The organism is Cupriavidus sp. GW821-FHT07C08 (assembly GCF_059419025.1).
Genome location: NZ_JBWKQZ010000018.1, coordinates 1 through 22,074, shown reverse-complemented (window position 1 = coordinate 22,074; position 22,074 = coordinate 1). Strand labels below are relative to the sequence as shown.

Here is a 22,074-nt window from a genome sequence, read left to right as displayed (position 1 = left end):
GCAAAGGAGACCCGGATGCGACTGCCGATCCCGACTGCACGCCTGCCCCGCCTGGTTGCCGGCGCGCTGCTTCCCGCCGTGCTCGCGCTGGCGCCATGCGCGACGCGCGCTGCCGAGCCTGCCCAGCAGACGCTGCTGGCCGACGGCTGCAAGACGCTGGCCGAGCGCGTCAGCCGTGAAAGCGGCAACGGCCCCGTCTTCCTCGCCAGCTATGAACCCGCGCCGGGCGGCGAGCCTCTGGCCCCGGCGCTGCGCAATGCCGCCTTCGTCTACGACAACGCGCTGGCCGGCATCGCGCTGGTGGCCTGCAAGCGTCCCGCCGAAGCGCGCCGCATTGCCGACGCCGTGCTGCAGGCGACCCGCCAGGACCGCCACTTCCGCGATGCGCGCCTGCGCAACGCCTACCGCGCCGGCCCGCTGCCGGCTGGCCCGGTGCCGCTGCCAGGCTGGTGGGACGAACCCAGCAAGCGCTGGTTTGAAGATGCCTACCAGGCCGGCACCGCCACCGGCAACGTGGCCTGGGCCGCGCTGCTGCTGCTGGCCGTGCATGACGCCACGCGCGATGCGCGCTACCTGGATGGAGCCGCCGCGCTGATGGGCTGGGTGCATGCCACCGTGCCCGACACCGGCGCGCCCGCCGGCTATATCGGCGGCTTCTTCGGCCATGAGCCGAAGCAGACCCGCCAGGGCTGGAAGTCCACCGAGCACAACGTCGATACCTACGCCGCCTTCAGCTGGCTCGCCAGCCAGCGCAATGATGCGCGCTGGCGCGATGGCGCGGCGCGCTCGCGCGGCTTTGTCGGCGCCATGTGGCAGGCGCGCGAGGGCCGCTTCATCATCGGCACGCGCGACGATGGCCGCGCGCCAAACGCCGGCCCGTCCGCGCTGGATGCGGTGCTGTGGCCGCTGATTGCGATCCCGGACCCGCCGCAGGACTGGCGCCGCAACCTGGCGTGGGTGGAGGCCAAGCACCGCGCCGGCCCAGGCTATGGCTTCAAAGGCGGCCCCGACGGCATCTGGACCGAAGGCACCGGGCAGGCCGCGCTGGTGCTGCAAGCCGCCGGGCAGGCGCAACAGGCGCAGCCACTGTGGCAGCTGCTGCTGTCGCAGCGGGCGCCGTCCGGGATGCTCTACGCCACGCCCGAGGCACGCATCAGCACCGGGCTGTCGATCGGGCCCACCTCGACCACGGAGGACTTCCACTACTTCCACCTGCCCCACCTGGGCGCCACCGCATGGGCCGTGCTGGCCGCGGCGCGCTGGAACCCCTTCCGTCCGGGCGGATGCCTGGAACCGTCCTGCCCGCCTCCGGCCATTGCGGCCGCGCCGGCCAATGCAAGCACCAACACCACCAAGGACTGACGATGTTCGCCCTCTTCCTGGAAAACCAGACGCTGCTGGTCATCAACGGCGGCGTGCTGCTGGCGATGGTGCTGCTCTCGATGCTGTGCCGGCATGACCGGCCGGCGGACCGCGTGCTGTTCGGCGGCGTCGCCGCCTTGCTGCTGGCGGTGTACCTGACCTGGCGCATCCGCGAAACGCTGCCGGACTGGCAGATGACCTTCGCCAGCGTATGGGCCCATGTGTTCTTTGCCTTCGAATGCATGACGCTGACCTATACGCTGCTGTCGATCGTGGTGCTGGCGCGCACCAGCAACCACACCCCCGACGCCGACGCGGGCGAGGCCGCCTTGCGCCGCGCCAAGCAGGTGCCGCCGGTGGACATCTTCATCGCCACCTACAACGAAGGCCTGGACATCCTGGAGAAGACCATTGTCTCGGCGCTGGCGATCGACTACCCCGACTTCCGCGTCTGGGTGCTGGACGACACCCGCCGCGACTGGCTGCGCGAGTTCTGCGAACGCGTCGGCGCGCACTACGTGACACGCCCGGACAATGCCCACGCCAAGGCCGGCAATCTCAACAACGGCCTGCGCCACAGCGCCGCGGCCGGCGGCGCGCCCTACATCCTGGTGCTGGACGCCGACTTCGCGCCGCATCGCAATATCCTGCTGCGCACCGTGGGCCTGTTCAGCGATGCGCGCGTGGGCGTGGTGCAGACGCCCCAGTTCTACTACAACGCGGATCCAATCCAGTACAACCTGCGCGCCACCGAATGCTGGGTCGATGAGCAACGCGCCTTCTTCGACGTGATGCAGCCGGCCAAGGACGCCTGGGGCGCGGCGTTCTGCATCGGCACCTCGTTCGTGGTGCGGCGCGATTTGATCGACCTGATCGGCGGCTTCCCCACCGGCACGGTGACCGAGGACATCCACCTGACCTACCGGCTGCTGCCGCACGGCTATATCACGCGCTGGCTCAATGAGCGCCTGAGCGTTGGGCTGTCCGCCGAAGGCCTGCCCGAGTACATCAGCCAGCGCAGCCGCTGGGGGCTGGGCACGATCCAGGTGGCGCTGACCGCGGACGGTCCGCTGCGCGGGCGCGGCTACACCGGGATGCAGCGGCTGCACTATGTGCACGGCCTGCTGCACTGGCTGTCGCGGCCATTCACGCTGATGCTGCTGGCAGGACCGCTGCTGTACTGGTACCTCGGCGTCTCCACGCTGTACGGCGAGCCGCTGCAGTTCCTCGCCTACGGCCTGCCGGCGCTGGTGGCGTACTGGGCGTACAGCATCTGGATCACCGGCCAGCGCGCGCTGCCGATCTTCACCGAAGTCACGCAGATCGTGGCGGCGCTGGCCGTTACCGCGTCGCTGGTGAGCGCGATGTTCAAGCCATTCGGGCGGCCATTCAAGGTGACGAACAAGGGGCTGGACCGCTCCAAGCTCGTGATCCACGGCAAGTTCGTTGCGCTGTACGCGGGGTTGCTGGGCTTCTCCGCGCTGGGACTGGGCCGCGCCCTGGTGGTGGACCCCGATGCGCAAGGACTCGCCTTCAACACCATCTGGACCGGGGTGGCGCTGATGCTGTACCTGGCCTCGCTGCTGGTCTGCGTGGAACTGCCGCGCCCGCGCAAGGAAGAGCGCTTCCCGCACCGCGCGGCGGCGCTGCTGCGCGTGGATGGCAAGGAATACCGCGTGACCACCAGGGACCTGTCCTGCAACGGCGTTGCCGTCACCACGCCGCTGGCGCCGGCCATCCCCGCCGGCACCGAGGGCGCGCTGTGGCTGGCGCAGACCGGCTGGATCCCGTGCCGCGTGGTGCGCCGCGACGGCCAGTTGCTGGGCATTGCCCTGAACGCCGGCATGGCGGCGCGCCACGCGCTGATCCGGCTGCTGTTCACCGATCCCGCACACAACATCGCCCGGCAGGGGCGGCCCAAGCTGGCGCTGTCGCGCTTTGTGCGGCGCGCGCTGCTGGGCTGAACCATGCCAGATAACAATCCCCACTCTCCGGAACCATCCATGCGAAGCTTGCCACGCCCCTGTACCCTGCCCCCGCCGCGCCTGCTGCTGCCCGCCGCGCTCGTGCTGGCCCTTGCGGCCTGCTCGCTCGAACCGCAATACCAGCGCCCCGACGCGCCGGTCCCGTCGGCGTGGCCGGAGGGCGCTGCCTACCGCACCCCGCAGGCCGGTGCGGCACAGCCGGGCCAGCCGGCCCAACCCGCCGGCCCTTCGGCCGCGGACCTGGGATGGCGCGATGTTTTCGTCGACCCGCAACTGCGCCAGCTGATCGAACTGGCGCTGGCCAACAACCGCGACCTGCGCATGGCCACGCTTGCCATCGACGAAGCGCGCGCGCTGTACCAGATCGAGCGCGCGGCGCAATTCCCCACGGTGGAGGGCAATGCCGGCATGGTCTCGCAGCGGCTGCCGCAACGGCTGCGCGCGGCGGGCCAGTCGCCGCAGATCACCACCTACAACGCGGGCATCGGCTTCACCGCGTTCGAGCTTGATTTCTTCGGCCGGGTGCGCAGCCTCAAGCATGCCGCGCTCGAGGAATACATGGCCACGGAAGAAGCGCGCCGCAGCGCGCAGATCAGCCTGGTGTCCGAGGTGGCCAACGCCTACCTGACGCTGCTGGCCGACCGCGCGCTGCTGAAGCTGTCGCAGGACACGCTGAAGACGCAGCAGGACGCGGCAGAGATGGTGCGGCGCGGGCGGCAAGCCGGTGCGATGGCGCAACTGGACCAGCATCGCGCGCAAACCCAGGTGCAGACCTCGCAGGTGGGCGTTGAGCAATACACGCGGCAGGTGGCGCAGGATGAGAACGCGCTGTCCTTGCTGATCGGCGGCCCGTTGCCGAAATCCGTGACCGATGCCGGCGCGGCAACTGCCAACGCCAACGCGGCCGCGCAGGATCCGCTGGACGCGCGCACCCTGGTGAGCGAGTTCCCCGAAGGGTTGCCGTCCAGCGTGCTGGTGCGCCGGCCTGACATCCTCAACGCCGAGCACCGCCTCAAGGCGGCCAATGCCAATATCGGCGCGGCGCGCGCGGCGTTCTTCCCGCGCATCTCGCTGACCGGCGCGCTGGGCGTGGCCAGCAGCAGCCTGGCGGGGCTGTTCTCCGGCGGCATGGCATGGGTGTTCGCGCCGCAGCTGACCGTGCCGATCTTCGACGCCGGGCGCAACCGTGCCGGGCTGGATGCGGCCAACGTGCGCAAGGACATCAACGTCGCCAACTACGAGAAGACCATCCAGACCGCGTTCCGCGAGGTCGCTGACAGCATGGCGGCACGCGCCACCTATGAGCGCCAGGTGCAGGCGCAGGAAGCCCTGGTGCGCGAAGGCAGCGAGACCCGGCGGCTGTCGGAAATGCGTTTCAAGAACGGCGTGGACGACTACTTCGGCGTGTTCGACGCGCAGCGCCAGCTCTACACCGCGCAGCAGGCGCTGATCACGTACAAGCTGGCCGGCCTGACCAGCCGCGTATCGCTGTACAAGTCGCTGGGCGGCGGCTGGCGCGAGGTGACCGAGGCCGCCCCGGCGACCAATGGCGGCGCACGCCAGGCACCCGCCGCGCGGCCGCAAGCCGCGGCACAGCCCCAGGCGGCAGCACGGCCTCAAGCCGTGGCGCAACCTCAAGCCGTAGCGCGGCCCCAGGCCGTGGCGCAGCCTCAAGCCGCCGCACAGCCGCAAGCCGTGGCACCGGCTCAGGCCGCAGCCCAGCCCCAGGCCGTAGCGCAACCCCAGGCTCCGGCGCAATCCCCGGCGGCGGCACAGCCGGCACCCGTCGCGGCTACGCCGCGCTGAGCCGGGGCGTGCGGGACCCAGGCGCTGGTCAGAAGTACTTCAGCCAGCGCCAGTCCCGCCGCCTTGCCTTCAGCGCCGCGAACCAGCGCACCGCCGGCCACAGCGCCAGGGCCAGCACGGCCGCCCCCAGCCACAGCTGCCAGATGTGGTCGAGACCGAACACCTTGCCCTTGTTCAGGCCCCAGCGGTGCACGCAGGCCTGGTACAGCCCCTGCAGCACGTAGAGCCTGCCGCCGGCCGGCCGCGCGACCGCGGCAGAAGGGAAGACTGTCGGAAAGGACAGCGGCGCGGCAGTGCGCGCCTTGGCTGGCAGCATCGTCAATAGCTCAGTTGCACGCCCAGCCGCACGGTGCGGCCCGCGCCCGGCGCAATCCACAGGCTGCTGTACGAGCTGGCGTAATAGGTCTTGTCGAACAGGTTGCCCACGTTGAGCGACACGCGCACGTTGCGGCTGTATTGCCAGTAGCCATGCAGGTCCACCAGAACATAGGCTGGCAGCGAGAAGCTGTCCTGCACATCGCCCGTACGCCGCCCCACGTAGCGCAGGCCGGCACCAACGCCATAGCGCTGGCCCACCGGCGCGGCATCCTCGTACACCGCCAGCACGCTGCCGCTGGTGCGCGGCACGTTGGACAGCGGCGTGCCGGCGGCAAGTCGCGTGTCCTGCGTGATCTCGGCATCGGTCAGCGCAAAGCTGCCCGACACCCGCCAGTGGGAGCCAAGCTGCCCGGCCACGTCCAGCTCCAGGCCGCGGCTGCGGGCTTCGCCGGCGGCGATATAGAAGGACGGATCGGACGGGTCGGCGGCCAGCACATTGCGCTTGCGGATCTCAAAGATGGCCAGCGTGGCGCCGGTGCGGCGGTCCTCGCTGTCGAACTTGATGCCGGCCTCCACGGCGCGGCCGCGCTCGGGGTCGAACGGCTGGCCCGCGGCGTCGGCGCCGGCATTGGGGCGGAATGACTGGCTGGCATTGGCAAACAGCGACACGTTCTGGCTGGCCAGGTAGCTCACGCCCACGCGCGGCGACACCGCGTCCTGGTGCTGCGTGGTGCGCGTGCCGCGCAGGTGGTTGTCCAGCGACTGGTCGAAGACGTCGAAGCGCACGCCGGCCAGCACGCGCCAGCGCTCGCCGAGGCTCAGCTGGTCCTGCGCGTAGGCGCCGAGATTGCGCTGGCGCTCGTACGTGTCCATGTTCCACAGCATCGGCGGCGCCGGCTGGCCGTAGGCCGGCTCGTAGATGTCTATCGCGTACGGCGCCGCGGCGCTGGGGTTCTTGCGCAGGATCGCCATGGTATTGCCGAAGCGGTAGGCATCCACCCCCATCAGCAGCTCATGCCCGACCGGGCCAGTGCTGAACTTGCCGGTCACGCTGGCCTGCAGCGAGACATCGTCCGACTGGAAGTCGCGGTAGCGGCGCTGGCGCCAGAGCGTGCGGCCATCGGCGGCCAGTGAAGCCGCCTCGCTGCTGTGCCCCGTCAGTGCGCCGCCGCGATACGACAGGCCGAGCCTGCCCTTCCAGTTTGGATTGAACTGGTGCTCCACGCTGAGCTGGTGCGACTGGCTGTCCAGCCGCATGTCGCCGTCGCCGGGCTCGCCCAGGAAGCGCGAGCGCGGGATGCGCCCCAGCTGGCCGTTGACGGCCACCACGCCGCGGTCCATCGGCGTGGTGTAGCGCTGGAATTCAGCCGCGTACTGCAGCACGGTGTCGTTACCGAGCGTCCAGGTGAACGACGGCGCCACCAGGTAGCGCTGGCTGTTGATGTAGTCGCGCGTGCTGCCCTGGTGGTCGGCCACGGCGATCAGCCGGCCGGCCACGTTCTCGCCGAGCGGGCCGGTGACGTCGACGGTGACACGATAGCCGTCGCGCGTGCCAAGCTCGAAGCCATAGCGCTGCGCGGGCCGGAACTGCGGCTGGCGCGTGACCACGTTGAAGGTGCCGCCCGGCTCGCTGGTGCCGTACAGCGATGACGTCGGACCCTTGAGCACTTCCACGCGCTCGATGGTGGCCGCGTCCATCGGCGCGGTATAGCCGCGGTTGGCGGCAAAGCCGTTGACCAGGTAGCCCGCGCCGGTGTTCTCATGGCCGGTGAAGCCGCGCATGGCGAAGTTGTCCCACAGCCCGCCGAAGTTGTTCTGGCGCGCGATGCCGCTGACATAGTCGAAGGTCTGGTCGAAACGGGTCGCGGCAATGTCGTCCAGCATGGCGCGCGGCACCACGCGCACTGACTGCGGAATTTCGCGCAGCGGCGTGTCGGTGCGGGTGGCGCCGGAGGCGTCGGGCGGGTTGTATGATGCGGAGGCCGTGCCGACCACCGACACCGCCGGCAGCGTAATATCGGAGGCCTCGGCGGTATCCGCCGCCTCGGCCAGACCGGACATCGCCAGCATCAGGGCGGCCACCGGCCGCAATGAGCGCGCCTGGACCGGGCGCAAGTCTGGTACAGCAGGCAGGAACGAAAACGGCATGCGGTGCCGGGCACGGCTGGGCTGCGCAAGCAGCATAAGGAACACCCCAATAAAAACGAGTCGCGGCGGCGGCCATCCGACTGGCAAACCGCAGCGACTCACTAATGATAATAATTTCTCATTAAGACTTTAGGCATGGAACGCATGACCCGTCAACGCGGCGCCGTCATCGACGCGCTGCGCGAAGCCGGCCGGCCCCTGAGCCCGGCCGAGATCCTGGCCGCGGCCCAGCGCCAGGTGCCGTCCCTGGGTCTGGCCACGGTCTATCGCAACATCCGCACCCTGCTGGACGATGCGCAGGTGCATGCGGTGGAACTGCCGGGCCAGCCCGACCGCTATGAACTGGCGGACGAACCCGGTGCCGTGACGCACCGCCACTACTTCCAGTGCCTGACGTGCGATCGCGTATTTCCGCTGGAAGGGTGCCCCGGGCATATGGAAGACATCACGCCGCCGGGCTTCGAGGTGGAGCACCACGAGCTGACGCTGCTGGGGCGTTGCCCGGACTGCGCCAGCAAGTCCGGCAAGCGGCGCAAGGCGGCGGCTCTGGACCACTGAACAGCGGCGTGCTCGGGGCACGGCCAACTGTACTGAGCCACTGGTCCACACCTGTATATGGCGCTTGCGCCGTGCTTGCCGCATGATGCGGCAGCATTGCACAGGCCACGCCATCAAACAGGATTTCCAAATTGCCGCAAACCGCCGCCCACCGTCGCTCGACCCTGATCGCCGTGCTGGCCCTGACCGGCTCGATGGCTTCGCTGTGCATCGGCACCTCGTTTGCCAAGAGCCTGTTCTCGGCGCTTGGGGCACAGGGCACCACGGCGCTGCGGGTGAGTTTCTCGGCGCTGATCCTGCTGTGCGTCTGGCGCCCGTGGCGCATCCCGCTGACGCGGGCCAACGCGCGCGCGATCGCGCTGTACGGTGCGGCGCTGGGCGCGACCAACCTGCTGTTCTACATGTCGCTGCGCACCATCCCGCTGGGGCTGGCGATCGCGATCGAGTTCACCGGGCCGCTGGCGGTCGCGGTGCTGTCGTCGCGGCGCGCGATCGATTTCCTGTGGATTGGATTTGCCGTGGCCGGGCTGCTGCTGTTGCTGCCGGTGGGCGATGCCGCCGGCACGCTCGATCCGGTGGGCATCGGCTATGCGCTGGCCGCGGGCGTGGGCTGGGCGCTGTATATCGTGTTCGGGCAGATGGCGGGCAACGCCCACGGCGGGCAGGCCACCTCGCTGGGGCTGACCATGGCGGCCCTGGTGGTGCTGCCGTTCGGGCTGGCGCATGCGGGCACCGCGATGTTCAGCCCGACGCTGCTGCTGTTCGGGCTGGCGGTGGGCATCCTGTCGAGCGCGATTCCCTATTCGCTGGAGATGGTGGCGCTCAAGCGCCTGCACCGGCGCACCTTCGGCATCCTGCTGAGCATGGAGCCGGCGATGGGCGCGCTGGCCGGGCTGGCGTTCCTGCATGAACAGCTGAGCGCGCTGCAATGGCTGGCGATTGCCAGCATCATCACGGCCTCGGTCGGCTGCACCATGACCTCGCGCGGCAAGCGCGAAGCCGGTTGACCGCTGGGATCAGGGCGCGCTGAACCAGTCCGCCGGCAGCCGCAGCTCGCTGCGCGCCGGCTGGCCAAGCGCCAGCGTGACTTCATGCAGGTAGCTGTCCTCCGGATTGCGGCGGCTGGCAAAGCCGAGGCCGCGCAGGATGGCCAGCATGCGGCGATTCTCGCTGAGCACGTCGCCGCGCAGGGTGCGCAGGCCGGCCGCGCGGGCCAGCTCGCACAGCCTGGCGATCAGGCGCCGCCCCAGTCCCTGCCCTTGCCAGCCGTCGGCAACGACCACGGCAAATTCCCCGACCTGCCCGGACACCACGTATTCCGCACTGGCGACAATGGCTGATATGCCCTCGTCGTCGGGCGCCTCTACCACCAGCGCCACCCCGCCAGGTCCTGGCGCGGCCAGGCCGTCGACAATCTGGTCCACCACGCGCCCGCCGCTCAGGAACCGGAAGTAGCGGCTTTCACGCGAGAGACCGTCCACCAGCGCGCGCAGCGCCCCGCCATCCTGTGGCCGCGTGCGGCGCAGCGTGACCTGCACGCCCCGTCCCACCATCCAGCTTTCCGCCTTGCCCGTGCGGGCTTCGCTTTGATCATCCATCCTGGCACCATCTGGATTCAAACTTTGTAGTCAGAGTATAGGAGATAACCTGACTTTTGCAAATGAAGTCAGCATGCTATGCTTGCCCGCATCATGACCCCCAATGCGTCTGACCTCCGCCACTGCTCGATTGCCGCCACGCTGTCGCTGATCGGCGAAAAGTGGACAATCCTGATCCTGCGCGACGTCTTCCACGGCGTGACGCGCTTCGACGACTTCCTGCGCCGGCTGGAATGCTCGCCCGCGGTGCTGTCCGCTCGCCTGAAGACGCTGACCGACGCCGGTCTGCTGCGCAAGGTCGGCTACCGCGAGCCTGGCGAGCGCGAACGCTCCGAATACCGCCCCACCCGCGCCGCCGTGGAGTTGCTGCCGGTGCTGGTCGGCCTGATGCAGTGGGGCGACAGCCACATGGCCCCGTCCGGCGAAGGCCCGGTGCAGATCCGCTCGCGCGCCAGCGGCAAGCTGGTGCGCGCGGCACTGGTCGACGAGGACGGCGCGGAAGTATCGCCGCGCGATATGCGGATCGTCCCCGTCAACGCCCAGTCGCCGGCTTCGGACCAGTAGCACCGACCGCGGTATTGCACCGCACCAGCGCAGCCCACCGCACTGCACCATGAGTGTGCTGCCAGCCCGGCGGCCGCCCCACCACAGCGCATCCCGGCATCACTTCGCCGCACCTCAGCGCAACAAACCCCCACTCACCGTCACATACCGGCCTGGCACACCCCTTGCGTAACAGGGTACGGGCCCGTCAACGGCGACCGGCCCACCCCACATACGCAGCCCCTATCCCATGTAGTGGCTGTCAGGACAACGGCGTCCCCTGAACTAGGCCTGAGCGGCCTGGTCTGCGGGACGCCATTTGTTTTTTGGAGCCAAGGACGATGACCGCCAAAGCCACCCGCATCGAGCTGCTGAGCTTTAAGACCCCGCAGATGCGCGCCTTCCACCTGACCTGGATGGCGTTCTTCGTCTGCTTCTTTGCGTGGTTTGCCTGCGCCCCGCTGATGCCGGTACTGAAGGGCGAGTTCGGCCTGACCCCGGGCCAGATCGCCAACATCAATATCGCGGCGGTGGCGGTGACCATCCTGGTGCGCCTGGTGATCGGCCCGATGTGCGACCGCTTCGGCCCGCGCAAGACCTATACCGGCCTGCTGGCGCTGGGCGCGCTGCCGGTGCTGGGCGTGGCGCTGGCGCAGAACTACGAGACCTTCCTGACCTTCCGCCTGCTGATCGGCGCAGTCGGCGCCAGCTTTGTGATCACGCAGTACCACACCTCGGTGATGTTCGCGCCCAACGTGGTCGGCACCGCCAACGCGGCCGCGGCCGGCTGGGGCAATGCCGGCGGCGGCGCCGCGCAGGCCATCATGCCGCTGCTGCTGGCTGCCGTGCTGATGCTCGGCGCCGACCACGCGTTCGGCTGGCGCTTCGCCCTGCTGGTGCCGGGCGTGCTGATGCTGATCATGGCCGTCATTTACTGGCGCTTCACCCAGGACTGCCCGGAAGGCAACTACTCGGACCTGCGCGCCCGCGGCATCGCCATCACCGGCAAGGACGGCGGCAAGGGCGGCGGCTGGGCCAGCTTCCGCGCCGCCAGCGCCAACTATCGCGTGTGGCTGCTGTTCATCACCTACGGCGCCTGCTTCGGCGTTGAGATCTTCATCCACAACATCGCCGCCTCGTATTACGTGGACCGCTTTGGCCTGAGCCTGAAGGCCGCCGGCATGGCCGCCGCGAGCTTTGGCCTGCTGGCGCTGTTTGCCCGCGCCCTGGGTGGCTGGCTGTCGGACAAGGCGGCGCGCCGCCGCGGCCTGGACGCACGCGCCACGCTGCTGTTCGTGCTGATCCTGGGCGAAGGCCTGGGCCTGCTGTGGTTCGCGCAGGCCGGCAACGTGACGCTGGCCGTGGTCGCGATGCTGCTGTTCGGCCTGTTCACCCACATGGCCTGCGGCGCGACCTACGCCCTGGTGCCCTTTATCGACCGCAAGGCGCTGGGCGGCGTAGCCGGCATCATCGGCGCGGGCGGCAACGTGGGCGCCGTCGCCGCGGGCTTCCTGCTCAAGGGCCTGGGCGACCTGCAGCACACGCTGACGGTGCTGGGCGTGCTCGCCACCATCGCCGCACTGTGCGCCATCGCCATCCGCTTCAGCGCCGAGCACAAGGCCCAGGAGCAGGCGCTGTACGACAGCGCGCTGGCCAACTGATTTTGAAGCATCGCCCCCACAGCACAACAAGCAGCAAAGACTGACTACCGGACAAGGAAAGCATCATGAAACTGATCATCGTCGGCCACGGCATGGTGGGTCACAAGTTCCTGGAATGCCTGGCGGAAGCCGGCGCGCAGAACGTGGAAGTGACCGTGCTGTGCGAAGAACCGCGTCCCGCCTACGATCGCGTGCACCTGTCCGAATTCTTCGCCGGCAAGTCAGCCGAGGACCTGTCGCTGGTGCCTGCCGGCTTCTTCGAGCAGCACAACAACATGCTGCTGCGCCTGAACGCGCGTGCGGTGGAGATCGACCGCGCCGCGCGCACGGTGAAGGTGTCGACCGGCGAGACCCTCTCCTATGACAAGCTGATCCTGGCCACCGGCTCCTACCCCTTCGTGCCGCCGGTGCCGGGCAAGGACCGCAAGGACTGCTTTGTCTATCGCACCATCGAAGACCTGGAAGCGATGCGCGAATGCGGTGCGCGCTCGAAGACCGGCGTGGTGGTTGGCGGTGGTTTGCTCGGCCTGGAGTGCGCCAAGGCGCTGCGCGACATGGACCTGCAGACGCACGTGGTGGAGTTTGCGCCGCGCCTGATGGCGGTGCAGGTCGACGAAGGCGGCGGCCGCATGCTGCGCCAGAAGATCCATGGCCTGGGCGTGACCGCGCATACCGGCAAGAACACGGTGGAGATCATCGACGGCGAAGACGGCACCCACCGCATGGTGTTTGCCGACGGCACCCACCTCGACACCGACATGATCGTGTTCTCGGCCGGCATCCGCCCGCGCGACGAACTGGCGCGCACCAGTGGCCTGGCGGTGGGCGAGCGCGGCGGCATCGTGGTGGACAACCAGTGCCTCACCTCGGACCCCGACATCTACGCCATCGGCGAATGCGCGCTGTGGCAAGGCAAGATCTACGGCCTGGTGGCGCCGGGCTATGACATGGCCCGCGTCGCCGCGCGCCACCTGCAGGGCGAAGCCGCCGAGTTTGCCGGCGCCGACATGAGCACCAAGCTCAAGCTGATGGGCGTGGACGTGGCCAGCATCGGCGACCCGCACGGCACTGTGCCGGGCGCGCGCTTCTACCAGTTCTGCGACGACCGCAAGGAGGTCTACAAGAAGCTGGTGGTGTCCGACTGCGGCAAGTACCTGCTGGGCGGCGTGCTGATCGGCGACGCCAGCGAGTACGGCACGCTGCTGCAGATGATGCTGAACAAGATCGAGCTGCCCGAGTCGCCCGAATTCCTGATCCTGCCCGACAGCAGCGGCAAGGCCAGGCCCGCGCTGGGCGCCGACGCCCTGCCCGACACTGCCCAGATCTGCTCGTGCAACAACGTCTCCAAGAGCGAGATCTGCGCGGCCGTGTGCGACGGCGCCACCAGCATCGGCGCGCTCAAGACCTGCACCAAGGCCGGCACCGCCTGCGGCGGCTGCGTGCCGCTGGTCACGCAGATCATGAAGGCCGAGATGAAGAAGCAAGGGATGGCCGTCAACAACCATCTCTGCGAGCACTTCCCCTACTCGCGCCAGGAGCTGTATCACCTGGTGCGCGTTGGCAAGTTCAAGACCTTTGACGCGCTGCTGGAAGCGCACGGCAAGGGCATGGGCTGCGACATCTGCAAGCCCGCGGTGGGCAGCATCCTGGCCTCGTGCTGGAACGAGTTCGTGCTCAAGGAAGAGCACGCCAGCCTGCAGGACTCCAACGACTACTACCTGGCCAACATCCAGAAGGACGGCACCTATTCGGTGGTGCCGCGCATGCCGGGCGGCGAAGTCACGCCCGAAGGCCTGATCGCGGTCGGCCAGGTCGCCAAGAAATATGGCCTGTACACCAAGATCACCGGTGGCCAGCGCGTGGATCTTTTTGGTGCACGCGCCGAGGAACTGCCCTTCATCTGGGAAGAACTGATCGCCGCCGGCTTTGAATCTGGCCATGCCTACGGCAAGGCGCTGCGCACCGTGAAGTCGTGCGTGGGCTCCACGTGGTGCCGCTATGGCGTGGGCGATTCAGTGGGCCTGGCGATCGAGCTGGAGAACCGCTACAAGGGCCTGCGCGCACCGCACAAGATCAAGTTCGGCGTGTCCGGCTGCACCCGCGAATGCGCCGAGGCGCAGGGCAAGGACGTTGGCGTGATCGCCACGGACAAGGGCTGGAACCTGTACGTGTGCGGCAACGGCGGCATGAAGCCGCGCCATGCAGAGCTGCTGGCCAGCGACCTGGACCACGACACGCTGGTGCGCTACATCGACCGCTTCCTGATGTTCTACGTGCGCACCGCCGACCGCCTGCAGCGCACCAGCGTCTGGCGCGACAACCTGGAAGGCGGCCTGGACTACCTCAAGGCCGTGGTGCTGGACGACAAGCTGGGCCTCGCCGCCGAACTGGAAGCCGAGATGCAGCACGTGGTCGACACCTACGAAGACGAGTGGAAGAAGGCCGTGACCGATCCCGAGACACGCAAGCGCTTCCGCCACTTCGTCAACAGCGACCGCCGCGACGACAACGTCGCCTTCATCGAAGAGCGCGGGCAGATCCGCCCGGCCACGCCGGAGGAACGGAAATTGCATCGTTCCCGCCTGAGCCACATTCCCGTGGTGTCCATGCCCGCGAAAGCAGCCTGACCGTGCCCGCAAACAAGGAGAACGTGATGAGCCATCCCCACCATCCTGAGACCTGGACCGCCGTCTGCACCGTACGCGATATCGTGCCCAACACTGGTGTGTGCGCGCTGGTGGACGACAAGCAGGTCGCCGTGTTCCGCATCGGCCGTGGCGACGAGGTCTACGCCATCGACAACTTCGATCCCAACTCGCAGGCCGCGGTGCTGTCGCGCGGGCTGGTCGGCAACCTGGGCGAGCGCCTGGTGGTGGCTTCGCCGATCTACAAGCATCACTTCGACCTGCGCACCGGCGAGTGCCTGGAAGCCCCCGAGCATTCGGTCAACGCTTACGCCGCACGCGTTTATGACGGCAAGGTCTGGATTGCCGCCGGCGTGACCGTGAGCGAGGCCGAGGAAGAACTCGCCGCCTGACACCGGCGCCCATTTGATGTTCCCCCTGTCCTCAAGCCACGCCAACGGAGATGCCGGCATGACGCCTTCCGCCAACCCCCAAGCCCGCCCGCGCCTGGTCGTCGTCGGCAACGGCATGGCCGGCATGCGCACTGTGGAGGAGCTGCTCAGGCTCGCCCCGGACCTGTACGACATCACGGTGTTCGGGGCCGAGCCGCACGGCAACTACAACCGCATCCTGCTGTCGCCGGTGCTGGCCGGCGAAAAGTCGGTGGCGGACATCATGCTGAATACGCGCGAGTGGTACACCGAGCGTGGCATCGAACTGCTTGCCGGCGATCCGGTGGTGGCCATCGACCGCCCGCGCCGCATCGTGCGTTCAGCCTCGGGGCGCGAAGTGCGCTACGACCGCCTGCTGCTGGCCACCGGCTCCAAGCCCTTCATCCTGCCGGTGCCGGGTCACCAGCTCGAAGGCGTGATCGCCTTCCGCGATATCCAGGACGTGGAGACCATGCAGCAAGCCGCGCGCGACCACCGCCATGCGGTGGTGATCGGCGGCGGCCTGCTCGGCCTGGAGGCCGCCAACGGGCTGCTGCGCCAGGGCATGGACGTGACCGTGGTGCACCTGCCCGACAGCCTGATGGAGCGCCAGCTCGACAAGCCCGCCGCCACGCTGCTCCAGAGCGCGCTCGAACGCAAGGGCCTGCGCTTCCTGCTGGGCGCGCAGACCGCGGAGATCCTCGGCACCGACCGCGTCACCGGCGTGCGCTTCAAGGACGGCTGCGAGATCCCCGCCGACCTGGTGGTGATGACCGCGGGCGTGCGCCCCAATATCGAGCTGGCGGCCGGCGCCGGCCTGCACTGCGAGCGCGCCATCGTCGTCGACGACACGCTGCAGACCTACGATCCGCGCATCTACGCCGTGGGCGAGTGCGTGCAGCATCGCCAGGCCACCTTCGGCCTGGTGGCGCCGATCTGGGACCAGGCGCGCGTGTGCGCCGCGCACCTCGCCGGTGCCGGCCATCGCCGTTACGTGCAGCAGGCCACCGCGACTAAACTGAAAGTGACCGGCGTCGACCTGTATTCCGCCGGCGACTTCATCGGCGCCGAAGGCAGTGAAGACCTCGTGCTGCGCGATCCGCGCCGCGGCGTCTACAAGCGCCTGGTGCTGCAGGACGGTTATCTGGTCGGCGCCGTGCTGTACGGCGACGTGCAGGACGGCCCCTGGTACTTCGACATGATCCAGCGCCGCACGCCGGTGGGCGCGCTGCGCCAGCGCCTGCTGTTCGGTCAGGCGCAGTGCGAAGCGCTCGCCGCATAAGCATCACCGTAAGTAAGCTATACAACGCCCCCGCACGGAGAACGCGTGAACCTGTCCGACATCCCGGTCGTCTCGGCGACACTGACCACCACCACCGCCACCACCTGCCCGTACTGCGGCGTCGGCTGCGGCGTGCGCGCCACCGTGCGTGCCGACGGCCAGGTCGAGATCGCGGGCGACGCGCAGCACCCGTCCAATCACGGCCGGCTGTGCGTGAAAGGCTCGGCGCTCGGTGAAACCGTGGACCTGGAAGGCCGCCTGCTCCACCCCAAGGTGCGCGGCACCGATGGCTCGCTGCAGCAAGTCTCCTGGGACCATGCGCTGGACACCGTAGCGCAAGGCTTCTCGGACATCGTCCGCCGCCACGGCCCGGATTCGGTCGCGCTCTATGTCTCGGGCCAGCTGCTGACCGAGGACTACTACATCGCCAACAAGCTGATGAAGGGCTTCATCGGCAGCGCCAATATCGACACCAACTCGCGCCTGTGCATGTCGTCGGCCGTGGCCGGCCACAAGCGCGCCTTCGGCGAAGACCTGGTGCCGGGCAACTACGAAGACCTGGAACTGGCCGACCTGGTGGTGCTGGTGGGTTCCAACACCGCGTGGTGCCATCCGATCCTGTTCCAGCGCCTGTCCCAGGCCAAGGAAGCGCGCCCCGACATGAAGATCGTGGCGATCGACCCGCGCCGCACCGCCACCTGCGAACTGGCCGACCTGCACCTGGCCATCCGCCCGGGCACCGACGTGTGGCTGTTCAACGGGCTGCTGAGCTACCTGGCGCGCGAAGGCCGCACCAACGCAGCCTTCGTCGCCGCCAGCACCGCGGGGCTGGACGAAGCCCTGCAGGCCGCGGATGCGGCCTGCGCCGATCCCGCTGCCGTGGCCCGCGCCTGCAAGCTGAACGTGCAGGACGTGCTGGCGTTCTACCAGCTGTTCGCGCAGACCGAAAAGACCGTGACCGCCTTCTCGCAAGGCGTCAACCAGTCGTCGGCCGGCACCGACAAGGTCAACAGCATCATCAACTGCCACCTGCTGACCGGCCGCATCGGCGCCCCGGGCATGGGACCGTTCTCGCTCACCGGCCAGCCCAATGCAATGGGCGGGCGCGAGGTCGGCGGCCTGGCCAACATGCTGGCCGCGCACATGGAACTGGCCAACCCGCTGCATCGCGACGTCGTGCAGAGCTTCTGGCAATCGCCGGTGGTGGCCGACCGCCCGGGCCTGAAGGCGGTGGAACTGTTCGAGGCCATCGAAGCCGGCCGCGTCAAGGCGGTCTGGGTGATCGCCACCAACCCCGTGGTGAGCCTGCCCGACGCCGACCAGGTGCGCCGCGCGCTGGCCAGGTGCGAACTGGTAGTCACCAGCGACATCATCGAGCGCACCGACACCAACGCCGCTGCGCACGTGCTGCTGCCCGCGCTGGGCTGGGGCGAGAAAGACGGCACCGTTACCAACTCGGAACGGCGCATTTCCCGTCAACGAGCCTTCCTGCCCGCGCCTGGCGAGGCGCGCGCCGACTGGCGGATCCTGTGCGACGTCGCGCGCCGCATGGGCTTTGACGGCTTCGAATATGCGGGCGTGCATGAAATTTTCGACGAGCACGCGCGCCTGAGCGCCTGGCGCAACGATGCCGCACCGCGCGTGTTCGACATCGGCGGGCTGGTCGGGCTGGACCAGGCGCACTATGACGCGCTGGAGCCCGTGCAATGGCCGCTTCCCGCGGGCGCACCGGCCGGCGCCGGCACGCAGCGCCTGTTTGCCGACGGACGCTACGCCCATGCCGACGGCCTGGCCCGCTTTGTCGCCACGCCGCCGCGCGCGCCGGCCCACGCGCCCGACGACGATTTCCCGCTGATCCTCAACACCGGCCGCGTGCGCGACCAGTGGCACACCATGACGCGCACCGGCAAGTCGGCCAAGCTGGCCGACCACCTGCCCGAGCCCTTCGTCGACATGCACCCGCAGGACGCGCTGCTGTCCGGCGTGGGCGAAGGCAAGCTCGCGCGCGTCAGCACGCGCTGGGGCGCGATGGTGGCACGCGTGCGCCATGGCGGTGGCATCCCGCGCGGCAGCGTGTTCGTGCCGATCCACTGGAACGGCCAGTTCAGCTCTGACGCACGCGTCGGCGCGCTGGTCAATCCTGTGGTCGATCCCGTTTCCGGCGAGCCCGAATTCAAGCACACGCCGGTACGCGTGGAGCCATTCGGCGTGAACTGGCATGGCTTCGTGCTGAGCCGCGGCGCGCTGCCTGCTGAAGCGCTGACCTACTGGACGCGCGTGCAGGGCCGACAGTTCCAGCGCTATGAATTCGCCGGCCGCGACACCGTGGCCGACCGCACCGCCTGGGCCCGAGCGCTGCTCGGCGTGACCGACCCGGACGCCGACTGGCTCGAGTACGAGGACCGCACCGCCGGCGTCTACCATGCGGGCTATGTAGTCAACGACCGGCTTGAAGCGTGCGTCTACGTGTCGACGCGGCCCGAGCTGCCCTCGCGCGCGTGGCTCGCCGGCCTGTTCGGCCGCGAGCGGCTGGAAGACGCCGACCGCATCGGCCTGCTGCTCGGCCAGCCGATGGAGAAAGGCGCCGACACCGGCCCGACGGTGTGCTCGTGCTTTGGCGTGGGCCGCAACACCATCTGCGACGCCGTGCGCAAGCACGACCTGAAGACGCCTGCGGAGATCACCGCCTGCGTCAAGGCCGGCGGCAACTGCGGCTCGTGCGTGCCGGAACTGAAAAAGCTGCTGGTGGAAGTGCGCGTGGCCGAAGTCGCCTGAGCGGTGCGGTAGCGAGGCAACCGGGTTAGCAGCCAGCCGGCCTGATCTTTCATCAGGGATTAGGCACCCTTCACGAGAACCAGATTGTGGTCGCCGCGGCATGCCCCCATGCTAGCCGCGCACCCCCGACAAGCCGCCCCGGACTCACGGTGCGGCACCAATCTGGAGACAGCAATGAAGGATGCGAAGGATTTGCACGCCGCGCCACGATGGCTGGCGGGCGTGATGGTGATGGCTTCGGCGCTGGCTGGCACAAGCGGTGCGGCGGCGGCTGACGCCTACCCCGGCAAGCCGATCACGCTGGTCGTCCCCTACTCCGCCGGCGGCCCGACCGATGTCGTGGCACGCACACTGGCGCAGGCGATGTCGCAGGATCTCGGCCAGAGCGTGGTGGTGGAAAACCGCACCGGCGCCGGCGGCACTGTGGCTGCCGCCTTTGTCGCCCGCGCACAGGCGGACGGCTATACGCTGCTGATCCACCATAACGGCATGGCGACCGCGCCGGCACTGTACAAGAAGCTGTCCTACACGCCGCTGAAGGACTTCGAGTATGTCGGCCAGGTGGCGGACGTGCCGATGACCCTGATGGGCCGCAAGGACCTGCCAGCCAAGACCGTGCCGGAACTGATCCGCTACGTGACGCAGAACAAGGACAAGGTGTCGCTGGCCAATGCCGGGTTGGGCGCCGTGTCGCAGCTATGCGGCGTGCTGTTCGAGCAATCGGTCCACGTAAAGCTCAATGCGATCCCTTACCAGGGCGCCGGCCCCGCGCTGACCGCGCTGCTGGGCGGCCAGGTCGACCTGCTGTGCGACCAGACCACGGCCACGCTGCCGCATATCCAGGCCGACCGCGTACGCCTGTTCGGCGTGACCACGCCGGCGCGGATCAAGGCGCTGCCCAGTGCGCCAACGCTGCAGGAAGGCGGTCTCAAGGGCTTTGACGTCAAGGTCTGGCATGGCATCTACGCGCCCAAGGGCACGTCGCCCGCTGTGGTGGCGCGGCTGACCAAGGCCCTGCAGAAGGGGCTGCAAGATCCCGTGGTGATCAAGAAGCTCGATGGCCTGGGCGCGGAAATCGTGCCGGTCGACAAGCAGACGCCGGAAGGCCTGCGCACGCTGCTCAAGGCTGAAAGCGACAAGTGGCAGCCGCTGCTGAAGTCGATGCAGATCGAAGCCGATTAAGCCTCTTATCGGTCATGCCGCCGGTGCCAGGAACCGGTGGCCCTAATTGCTGGCAATACGATAGAATCGTCCCCGACTTCTCGGCGATCTTTCTGGATCGCCCATTCTCGCCGTACCCGGTGCCAGCTCGCACCGCCTCTTCGCGCCCGACTCAGCGGTGCATTCACTTTCCGGATTTACCCACTGTTAGGCGGTGATGCCGTCTTGTTGCGTCGCGTTTTGCGCGCCTCGGCCGGTATCGCCACGTTCCCTCAATGTTGAAGTCCGAGGAGGCTTCCCCCATGGCATTTCCCTGCCTGCTGCCCGTGCTTGCCCTCGCCGTGTGCATGGTCGGCGCTGCCGAATTCATGCTGTCACCGATGCTGGCGCCACTTGCAGACGCCTTTGCCACCACCCCGGCACGCGCATCAGGACTGGTCTCCGCCTATGCCCTTTCCTATGCCGTCGCCGCGCCGCTGATGGGTTGGTTCTCCGATCGTGCAGGACGGCGCCGCGTGCTGCTGACTGCATTGCTGCTGTTCGCGCTGGATGGCATTGCCCTTACGCTCGCGCCTACGCTGCATGTCGCCATGGCATTGCGTATCCTCGGCGGGCTCGCTGCCGCGGCCACGATTCCCACCGTCTTCGCATTGATCGCAGATCTGGTTCCTCCGGCACGGCAGGCCGGCGCCATGGGCGGCGTCATGCTGGGCATGACCGCTGGCATTGCCGCAGGCCCGGCAGTGGCTGGGGTGCTGGCCGATGGATTCGGCTGGCGCGCACCCTTCCTTGTCACCGCCGGTGGTTGCCTGGCAGCCTTTCTTGCCGGCTGCCACGTACTTCCGCGCAATTTCCCGCGTAGCGGCGATTCCCAGGAAAAATTCAGGAACGCCCAAACATCTTCAGGCATTCTGCTGCCATTGATCGCGAAAGGCGCCTGGAATGGAAGCGCCGTCGCGGGCTATGTACTGGCGGGCTATGTACTGGCGGGGGAAGTGCTGCGGCTGCGTTACGGGCTCGACGTGGCCGGCATCGGCGCGACACTGTCGGTGTTCGGCCTCGGCATGGCCGTCGGCAATCTGCTGGCAGGACGTGCCAGCCAGTGCTTCGCGCGCGAGGAAAGTGTTCTGATGTTGGCCACCGCGCTTGTCACCGTGGCCATGACCCTGTTCACGGCAGCCATCTTGGGGTTGCCCGGGTCGCTTGTCTGCCTGCTGGCATGGGGCGCGGCAATCGGCATCGCGGCGCCATCGAGCACCGCCATACTGGCTCGGCGGGCTGCCGCGGCAAAGGGACAGGTTCTGGCCATCTCGGAAAGCTTCAACAACTTGGCTGTGCTGATGCTGATGCCGGTCGCGGCCGGTTCACTGGCAGTGCACGGTACAGTGCCAGCCGCATTGCTGGTTGGAGGCTGCTGCCTGGCCGGCGTTGCGCTGACTGTTGCGGACCGGCTGATGACGGCACGAGGGGCGCGGGTGTGATATTCCGCCGCGCCAAAGCAAAAACCCCCAGCCTTTGGGGCTGGGGGTTCTGCGGTATAAGAGCCTGGCGATGACCTACTTTCACACGGGTATCCGCACTATCATCGGCGCGGAGCTGTTTCACGGACCTGTTCGGGATGGGAAGGGGTGGTTCCAGCTCGCTATGGTCACCAGGCATAAGGGGTTGCAGCGCTGAGGTTGAGGTCAACGCTGCGAATAGGGATGTAGTTGGGGTTGTGCGTATCTGGCACAAGGCGATCGACTCACCAGGCAAAACACACTGGTTATAGGATCAAGCCTTACGGGCAATTAGTACTGGTTAGCTTAACGCATTACTGCGC

General features: G+C 68.3%; 16 protein-coding genes and 1 rRNA gene. 13 read left to right on the top strand and 4 right to left on the bottom strand.

The features are described 5' to 3' along the window. Positions 1–15 precede the first annotated feature (15 nt). From AC07UK_RS21725 to AC07UK_RS21715, 3 genes are read left to right on the top strand one after another with little or no spacing between them, the layout of a single operon-like run. Positions 16–1,362 (top strand): hypothetical protein, encoded by a 1,347-nt coding sequence (locus AC07UK_RS21725; protein WP_436223864.1) that lies wholly within the window; start codon positions 16–18, stop codon positions 1,360–1,362. 2 nt (positions 1,363–1,364) lie between these two features. Next, entirely contained in the window at positions 1,365–3,326 is a 1,962-nt protein-coding gene (locus AC07UK_RS21720; RefSeq protein ID WP_436223865.1) for a glycosyltransferase, read from the top strand. 39 nt (positions 3,327–3,365) lie between these two features. Next, complete coding sequence (locus AC07UK_RS21715; protein ID WP_436223866.1) at positions 3,366–5,153, top strand: efflux transporter outer membrane subunit; 1,788 nt, start codon at positions 3,366–3,368, stop codon at positions 5,151–5,153. A 28-nt stretch (positions 5,154–5,181) separates the two neighbouring features. On the opposite strand, the gene AC07UK_RS21710 is transcribed toward AC07UK_RS21715, so the two are convergent. Continuing rightward, positions 5,182–5,469 (bottom strand): hypothetical protein, encoded by a 288-nt coding sequence (locus AC07UK_RS21710; RefSeq protein ID WP_436223867.1) that lies wholly within the window; start codon positions 5,467–5,469, stop codon positions 5,182–5,184. Positions 5,470–5,471: 2 nt separating this feature from the next. Further along, positions 5,472–7,655: a TonB-dependent siderophore receptor gene (locus tag AC07UK_RS21705; protein WP_494686424.1), complete on the bottom strand. Its 2,184-nt coding sequence runs from the start codon at positions 7,653–7,655 to the stop codon at positions 5,472–5,474. A gap of 99 nt (positions 7,656–7,754) precedes the next feature. On the opposite strand from AC07UK_RS21705, the gene AC07UK_RS21700 reads away from it, so the two are divergent. Continuing rightward, complete coding sequence (locus AC07UK_RS21700; protein WP_494686423.1) at positions 7,755–8,177, top strand: Fur family transcriptional regulator; 423 nt, start codon at positions 7,755–7,757, stop codon at positions 8,175–8,177. Between the two features lie 131 nt (positions 8,178–8,308). After that, entirely contained in the window at positions 8,309–9,184 is an 876-nt protein-coding gene (locus tag AC07UK_RS21695) for an EamA family transporter (RefSeq protein WP_436223870.1), read from the top strand. 9 nt (positions 9,185–9,193) lie between these two features. Here the strand turns inward: AC07UK_RS21695 and AC07UK_RS21690 are convergent, their stop codons facing one another. Beyond that, positions 9,194–9,775 (bottom strand): GNAT family N-acetyltransferase, encoded by a 582-nt coding sequence (locus tag AC07UK_RS21690; RefSeq protein WP_436223871.1) that lies wholly within the window; start codon positions 9,773–9,775, stop codon positions 9,194–9,196. Between the two features lie 78 nt (positions 9,776–9,853). Here AC07UK_RS21690 and AC07UK_RS21685 point away from each other — a divergent pair, with 78 nt between their 5' ends. From AC07UK_RS21685 to AC07UK_RS21650, 8 genes are all read left to right on the top strand, one after another. Then, a complete protein-coding gene (locus AC07UK_RS21685; protein ID WP_436223872.1) occupies positions 9,854–10,339 on the top strand; it encodes a winged helix-turn-helix transcriptional regulator in 486 nt (161 codons plus the stop codon). 320 nt (positions 10,340–10,659) lie between these two features. Next, positions 10,660–11,979, top strand: a complete 1,320-nt coding sequence (locus AC07UK_RS21680; protein ID WP_436223873.1) for an MFS transporter — start codon at positions 10,660–10,662, stop codon at positions 11,977–11,979. Between the two features lie 65 nt (positions 11,980–12,044). Further along, the gene (nirB, locus tag AC07UK_RS21675) at positions 12,045–14,606 is read left to right on the top strand and encodes a nitrite reductase large subunit NirB (protein ID WP_436223874.1); all 2,562 of its coding nucleotides are present in this window, start codon (positions 12,045–12,047) and stop codon (positions 14,604–14,606) included. Positions 14,607–14,632: 26 nt separating this feature from the next. Then, the gene (gene nirD / locus AC07UK_RS21670) at positions 14,633–15,016 is read left to right on the top strand and encodes a nitrite reductase small subunit NirD (protein WP_436223875.1); all 384 of its coding nucleotides are present in this window, start codon (positions 14,633–14,635) and stop codon (positions 15,014–15,016) included. Between the two features lie 58 nt (positions 15,017–15,074). Then, positions 15,075–16,316, top strand: a complete 1,242-nt coding sequence (locus AC07UK_RS21665; protein WP_436223876.1) for an NAD(P)/FAD-dependent oxidoreductase — start codon at positions 15,075–15,077, stop codon at positions 16,314–16,316. A 45-nt stretch (positions 16,317–16,361) separates the two neighbouring features. Continuing rightward, positions 16,362–19,091 carry a molybdopterin-dependent oxidoreductase gene (locus AC07UK_RS21660; protein WP_436223877.1) on the top strand — a complete coding sequence of 910 codons (2,730 nt, stop codon included), beginning with the start codon at positions 16,362–16,364 and terminating at the stop codon, positions 19,089–19,091. A gap of 174 nt (positions 19,092–19,265) precedes the next feature. Further along, a complete protein-coding gene (locus tag AC07UK_RS21655; RefSeq protein ID WP_436223878.1) occupies positions 19,266–20,273 on the top strand; it encodes a tripartite tricarboxylate transporter substrate-binding protein in 1,008 nt (335 codons plus the stop codon). A gap of 281 nt (positions 20,274–20,554) precedes the next feature. Then, a complete protein-coding gene (locus AC07UK_RS21650; protein WP_436223879.1) occupies positions 20,555–21,733 on the top strand; it encodes an MFS transporter in 1,179 nt (392 codons plus the stop codon). A 62-nt stretch (positions 21,734–21,795) separates the two neighbouring features. On the opposite strand, the gene rrf is transcribed toward AC07UK_RS21650, so the two are convergent. Further along, a 5S ribosomal RNA gene (gene rrf / locus AC07UK_RS21645) occupies positions 21,796–21,908 on the bottom strand. Positions 21,909–22,074: the final 166 nt, after the last annotated feature.

Bases quoted from the DNA above. Each gene is read 5' to 3' on its own strand.
- AC07UK_RS21725 (WP_436223864.1), top strand. From the start codon at position 16: ATGCGACTGCCGATCCCGACTGCACGCCTGCCCCGCCTGGTTGCCGGC.
- AC07UK_RS21720 (WP_436223865.1), top strand. From the start codon at position 1,365: ATGTTCGCCCTCTTCCTGGAAAACCAGACGCTGCTGGTCATCAACGGC.
- AC07UK_RS21715 (WP_436223866.1), top strand. From the start codon at position 3,366: ATGCGAAGCTTGCCACGCCCCTGTACCCTGCCCCCGCCGCGCCTGCTG.
- AC07UK_RS21710 (WP_436223867.1), bottom strand. From the start codon at position 5,469: ATGCTGCCAGCCAAGGCGCGCACTGCCGCGCCGCTGTCCTTTCCGACA.
- AC07UK_RS21705 (WP_494686424.1), bottom strand. From the start codon at position 7,655: ATGCTGCTTGCGCAGCCCAGCCGTGCCCGGCACCGCATGCCGTTTTCG.
- AC07UK_RS21700 (WP_494686423.1), top strand. From the start codon at position 7,755: ATGGAACGCATGACCCGTCAACGCGGCGCCGTCATCGACGCGCTGCGC.
- AC07UK_RS21690 (WP_436223871.1), bottom strand. From the start codon at position 9,775: ATGGATGATCAAAGCGAAGCCCGCACGGGCAAGGCGGAAAGCTGGATG.
- AC07UK_RS21685 (WP_436223872.1), top strand. From the start codon at position 9,854: ATGCTTGCCCGCATCATGACCCCCAATGCGTCTGACCTCCGCCACTGC.
- AC07UK_RS21680 (WP_436223873.1), top strand. From the start codon at position 10,660: ATGACCGCCAAAGCCACCCGCATCGAGCTGCTGAGCTTTAAGACCCCG.
- nirB (WP_436223874.1), top strand. From the start codon at position 12,045: ATGAAACTGATCATCGTCGGCCACGGCATGGTGGGTCACAAGTTCCTG.
- nirD (WP_436223875.1), top strand. From the start codon at position 14,633: ATGAGCCATCCCCACCATCCTGAGACCTGGACCGCCGTCTGCACCGTA.
- AC07UK_RS21665 (WP_436223876.1), top strand. From the start codon at position 15,075: ATGACGCCTTCCGCCAACCCCCAAGCCCGCCCGCGCCTGGTCGTCGTC.
- AC07UK_RS21655 (WP_436223878.1), top strand. From the start codon at position 19,266: ATGAAGGATGCGAAGGATTTGCACGCCGCGCCACGATGGCTGGCGGGC.
- AC07UK_RS21650 (WP_436223879.1), top strand. From the start codon at position 20,555: ATGGCATTTCCCTGCCTGCTGCCCGTGCTTGCCCTCGCCGTGTGCATG.